Origin of the sequence: Streptomyces chlorus, from assembly GCF_042655885.1 — a bacterium.
Lineage (GTDB): Bacteria > Actinomycetota > Actinomycetes > Streptomycetales > Streptomycetaceae > Streptomyces > Streptomyces chlorus.
Window position 1 is genome coordinate 1 of the sequence record NZ_JBHSOA010000086.1, and the last position, 4,414, is coordinate 4,414.

Below are 4,414 nucleotides of genomic sequence, written 5' to 3' on the forward strand. Positions count from 1 at the left end.
CCAACGACGACGAACACGCCGTGTCCACCGTCACCGCGGGCCCCTCGAACCCGAACACATACGAAACCCGGCCCGAGGCGCTGCTGCCCGTGCTGTGCGCGGTCGGGTAGTCGTGGTGCATCAGACCCGTGTAGATCCCGGTCGGGCTGCCCTTGACGGACGTGGGCGGGATGCCCGCGCGTTCGAAGGCCTCCCACGTCGTCTCCAGGAGCAAGCGCTGCTGCGGGTCCATGGCCAGCGCCTCCATCGGGCCGATGCCGAAGAAGGCGGCGTCGAACTCCGCGGCGTCGTGCAGGAAGCCCCCGCCGGACACGGAGCTCGTCACCGGCGTGTCCCAGCCACGGTCCTTCGGGAACTCCGACAGCCCCTCGCCCCTCTCACTGACGAGTCGCCACAGGTCGTCCGGTGAGGCCACATCGCCCGGGTACCGGCAGCCCATGCCCACGATCACGACCGGGTCGTCGTTCATCTCCGCCGGGTCCGGGAGGGCCACCTCTGCGGCCGTCTCCCCCGGGAACAGTTCGGCCAGCAGATGGTCGGTCAGCGCGGCGGGGCTCGGGTGGTCGAAGATCAGGGTTGCCGGGAGGCGCAGTCCTGTCGCGGATCGCAGCCCGTTGCGCAGTTCGAGCGCTTTCAGCGAATCGAAGCCGACTTCGCTGAACGCCTGGTCCGGTTCGATCGCGTCGGCCGTCTCGGGCTCCAGCACCACCGCGATGTGGGCCCGGACGAGATCGGCCACGGCGGTACGGCGCTCGGCAGGCGTCATCCCCGCGAGCCGCTCCGTGAACCTGTGCGCAGCCGCTGTCCCGTCAGCTGCGGCTCCCCGGCGCGAGGTGATGCCCACCAGATCGCTGAAAAGGTGCGGTAGTTCGTCTCGTCGCGCCGCCCGCAAGGCCGGCAGATCGAGATCAATGGGTGCGACCACGGGCTCGCGCACCGTCCAGGCGGCGTCGAACAGGGCCAGAGCCGCCTCCGTGGACAGCGCTCGTACGCCCAGCCGGGACAGTCGGGCACGGTCGGCCTCGGTCAACTCCCCCGTCATGCCGCTGGCGCGCTCCCACAAACCCCATGCGAGCGACACCGCCGGCAGCCCCTGTGCGTGCCGGTGCCCGGCCAGAGCATCCAGGTACGCGTTCGCGGCCGCGTAGTTGCCCTGTCCGGGCGCGCCCAGAAGCGCGGATGCGGCCGAGAACAGGACGAAGGCCGTCAGGTCCTTGTCGCGTGTCAGTTCGTGCAGGTGCCAGGCGGCGTCCACCTTGGGCCGGAGCACAGCGTCGATGCGCTCGGGAGTCAGCGCATCGACGACGCCGTCGTCGATGATTCCGGCCGCGTGCACCACCGCCGTCAGGGGATGCTCGGCCGGAATCCTCTCCAGCACCGCGGCCAGCGCCGCGCCGTCGGCGACGTCGCAGGCGGCGATGGTGACCTGGGCGCCCAGCGCGGCCAAGTCCGCCGCCAGTTGCTCGGCTCCCGGGGCCGTACGGCCTCGCCTGCTCACCAGTGTCAGATGCCGCACCCCGTGCTCGGCCACAAGGTGGCGTGCCAGAAGGCCGCCGAGGGTTCCCGTTCCTCCCGTCACCAGTACGGTGCCGTCGGAGGGGAACGCCGTCGTCGCCGGGTCGGACACCGTGGGGGCGAGTCGGGCCGCGTAGGCGGAGTTTCCGCGAAGGGCGACTTGGGGCTCGCCGCCGGCGATGACGGACGGCAGGAGTTCCGGGTTCCATGTGTCCAGGTCGACGAGCCGGATGCGTCCGGGGTTCTCGGCCTGCGCCGAGCGTACGAGTCCCCAGACCGCCGCTCCGGCGAGGTCGGTCACGGGTTCGTCGCCGCAGGACACCGCTCCCTGGGTCGCGATGACGAGCTTCGTCCGCGCGTATCGTTCGTCGGCCGACCACGTCTGGAGGACGTCCAGTACCTGGTGCGCCGCCGTACGCACCGCCTCGGGGTCCGTGCCCGCGGCACTGCGAACGACCACGAAGTCCGCGTCCGAGGCCGGCCAGTCCGCCCAGCTGGGCGTGTCGGTGGACAGTGGAGCCGGAGACCACCCCAGGTGGAACAGGGGCGGCCGGCGGGCCGCGCGCAAGGCCTCGGCGGTGACGGGGCGCAGGCCCAGGGATCCGACCGCCGCCACCCTGCGCCCGGAGGAGTCGGTCACCTCCGCGGAGACGGCATCCGGCCCGGCGGGAGTCAGTCGTACGCGCACCGTGGTGTCGTCTGTGGGGTGCAGCTCCACTCCCGACCAGCTGAAGGGCAGTGACACTCCGGCCTGGCCGGGGCCGCCGAGTCCGCAGAATCCCGTGGCGTGCAACGCCGCGTCCAGGGTGGCGGGGTGGATGACGAAGCGGTCGTCGTGGCCGCGTGCCTCCGAGGGAAGCATCACCTCGGCAAACACCTCGTCGCCGAGGCGCCAGGCGGCGCGCAGTCCCCGGAAGGCAGGCCCGTAGGCGCGACCGTCCAAGGCCCACCGGTCGTAGTGGCCGTCCAGGTCGACGGGGGTGGCTCCGGGGGGCGGCCACGGGGCCGACTGATGCCCCGCCACCTCCGTGGCCCGGCTCAGGACTCCGGTGGCGTGCCGGCTCCAGGGTGCGCCCGAGGCGGCTGTGCCATCCCGGCGCGCGTGCACTTCCACGGTGCGGTGGCCGTTTTCGTCCTCCGCCCCGACCGAGACGCGCAGGGTGACTCCCCCGTGGTCGGGCAGCACAAGGGGGGTGGTCAGCGTCAGTTCCTCCACGCGCGGGCAGTGCACGGCACGCCCCGCATGGACGGCCATGTCCACCAGCGCCGTGCCGGGGAGCACGACCGCTCCCAGCACGCCGTGGTCCGCCAGCCATCCGTGCTCCTCCTGCAACAGCCTGCCGGTGAGCACCACCCCGCCCGACTCGGGCAGTTCGACCATGGCCCTGAGCCAGGGGTGGTCGAGCGTGTTCTGCCCGAAGTCTGCGGCGTCCGTCGCCGGTGCCGGTCCGGAAGTCAGCCAGTATCGCTGCCGCTGGAACGCGTAGGTCGGCAGTTCCACCCGTCGACCGCCACAGCCGGTGAAGACCTCATCCCAGTCCACGCCCACGCCGCATGCCCATGCCCCGGACAACGCCTTCATCAGGCAACCGGGCCCGCTCTTGTCCCGTCGCAGCGACGCCAGTGCCGTGACCGGTGCTCCGGCCGCCTCGGCCGTCTCCTGGACGGCGGCGACCAGCACAGGGTGCGCGCTGATCTCGACGAAGACGCCGAATCCGTCGCGGACGAGGGTACGGACGGTCTGATCGAACCTGACGGTCCGACGGAGGTTGGTGAACCAGTACGTGGCATCCAGTCCGGCAGTGTCCATGAGTTCGCCGGTCACACCGGAACAGAAGGGCACGTGCACGCTTCGCGGCCGCAGCCCACTCAGTTCCGCGGGCAGCCGCTCCCTCAGTGGCTCCACCTGTTCCGCGTGCGAGGCGTAGTCGACAGGAAGCATCCGGACCCGAACACCTTCTGTCCGCCATGCGTCGAGCGCCTCGCGCAGTGCTTCCTCGTCCCCACTGACGACGACGGAGGCCGGACTGTTCACTGCGGCGACCGACAGTCGGCCGTCCTGGGCCGCGAGCCGTTCCTCCACCTCGGCGGACGGCAGGGCGACGGACGCCATCGCGCCCTTGCCGCGGATCTCTTCGGCGATCAGCCGCGACCGTACGGCCACGACGCGTGCGCCGTCCTCCAGGGACAGCGCGCCGGCCACACACGCGGCGGCGATCTCTCCCTGCGAGTGCCCGAGGACCGCTCCGGGCTCCACCCCGAAGGAGCGCCACACCTCAGCGAGCGACACCATCACCGCCCACAGCACCGGCTGCACCACATCGGCTCGGTCCATGGACGGCGCTCCGTCAGCACCCCGCACCACGGACAGAAGGTCCCAGTCGACCAGCCCACCCAGGGCCCGCGCGCAGTCGCCCATCCGCGCGGCGAACACCGGCGAGGAGTCCAGCAGGTCCACCGTCATGCCCGCCCACTGGGATCCCTGCCCCGGGAAGACGAACACCACCGGGACGTCCTCACCCGGGGAAGCGCCGGCGACGACCTGCGGAGCCGGGGAGCCCTCGGCGACCGCGCCGAGGCCGGCCAGGAGTCCCGCGCGGTCCGGAGCCAGCACCACCGCCCGATGTTCCATGGCGGTGCGTGAGGTGGCCAGCGACCAGCCCACATCCGCGGGTTCGAGCTCCGGGTGGTCCTCCAGGTGGGCCCGCAGCCGTGCGGCCTGGTCGCGCAGCGCGTCCTGGCTTCGGCCCGAAACCGGCCACGGCAGGAGGCTGGAATCCAGGGTGCCGGGAGTCCCGTCCCCGTTGTGCGCGGTATTGCGCTCGTCGGCCGGGCCGGCTTCCTCGACGATGACGTGGGCGTTGGTCCCGCTCATCCCGAACGAGGACACCCCAGCCCG

General features: G+C 71.9%; 1 protein-coding gene. It reads right to left on the reverse strand.

Features of this window, described 5'->3' with window-relative positions; genetic code table 11:
• Positions 1-4,390, reverse strand: a 4,390-nt coding sequence (locus tag ACFPZI_RS30795) for an SDR family NAD(P)-dependent oxidoreductase (protein WP_381369970.1), incomplete at its 3' end; no start/stop codon positions are given.
• Positions 4,391-4,414: the final 24 nt, after the last annotated feature.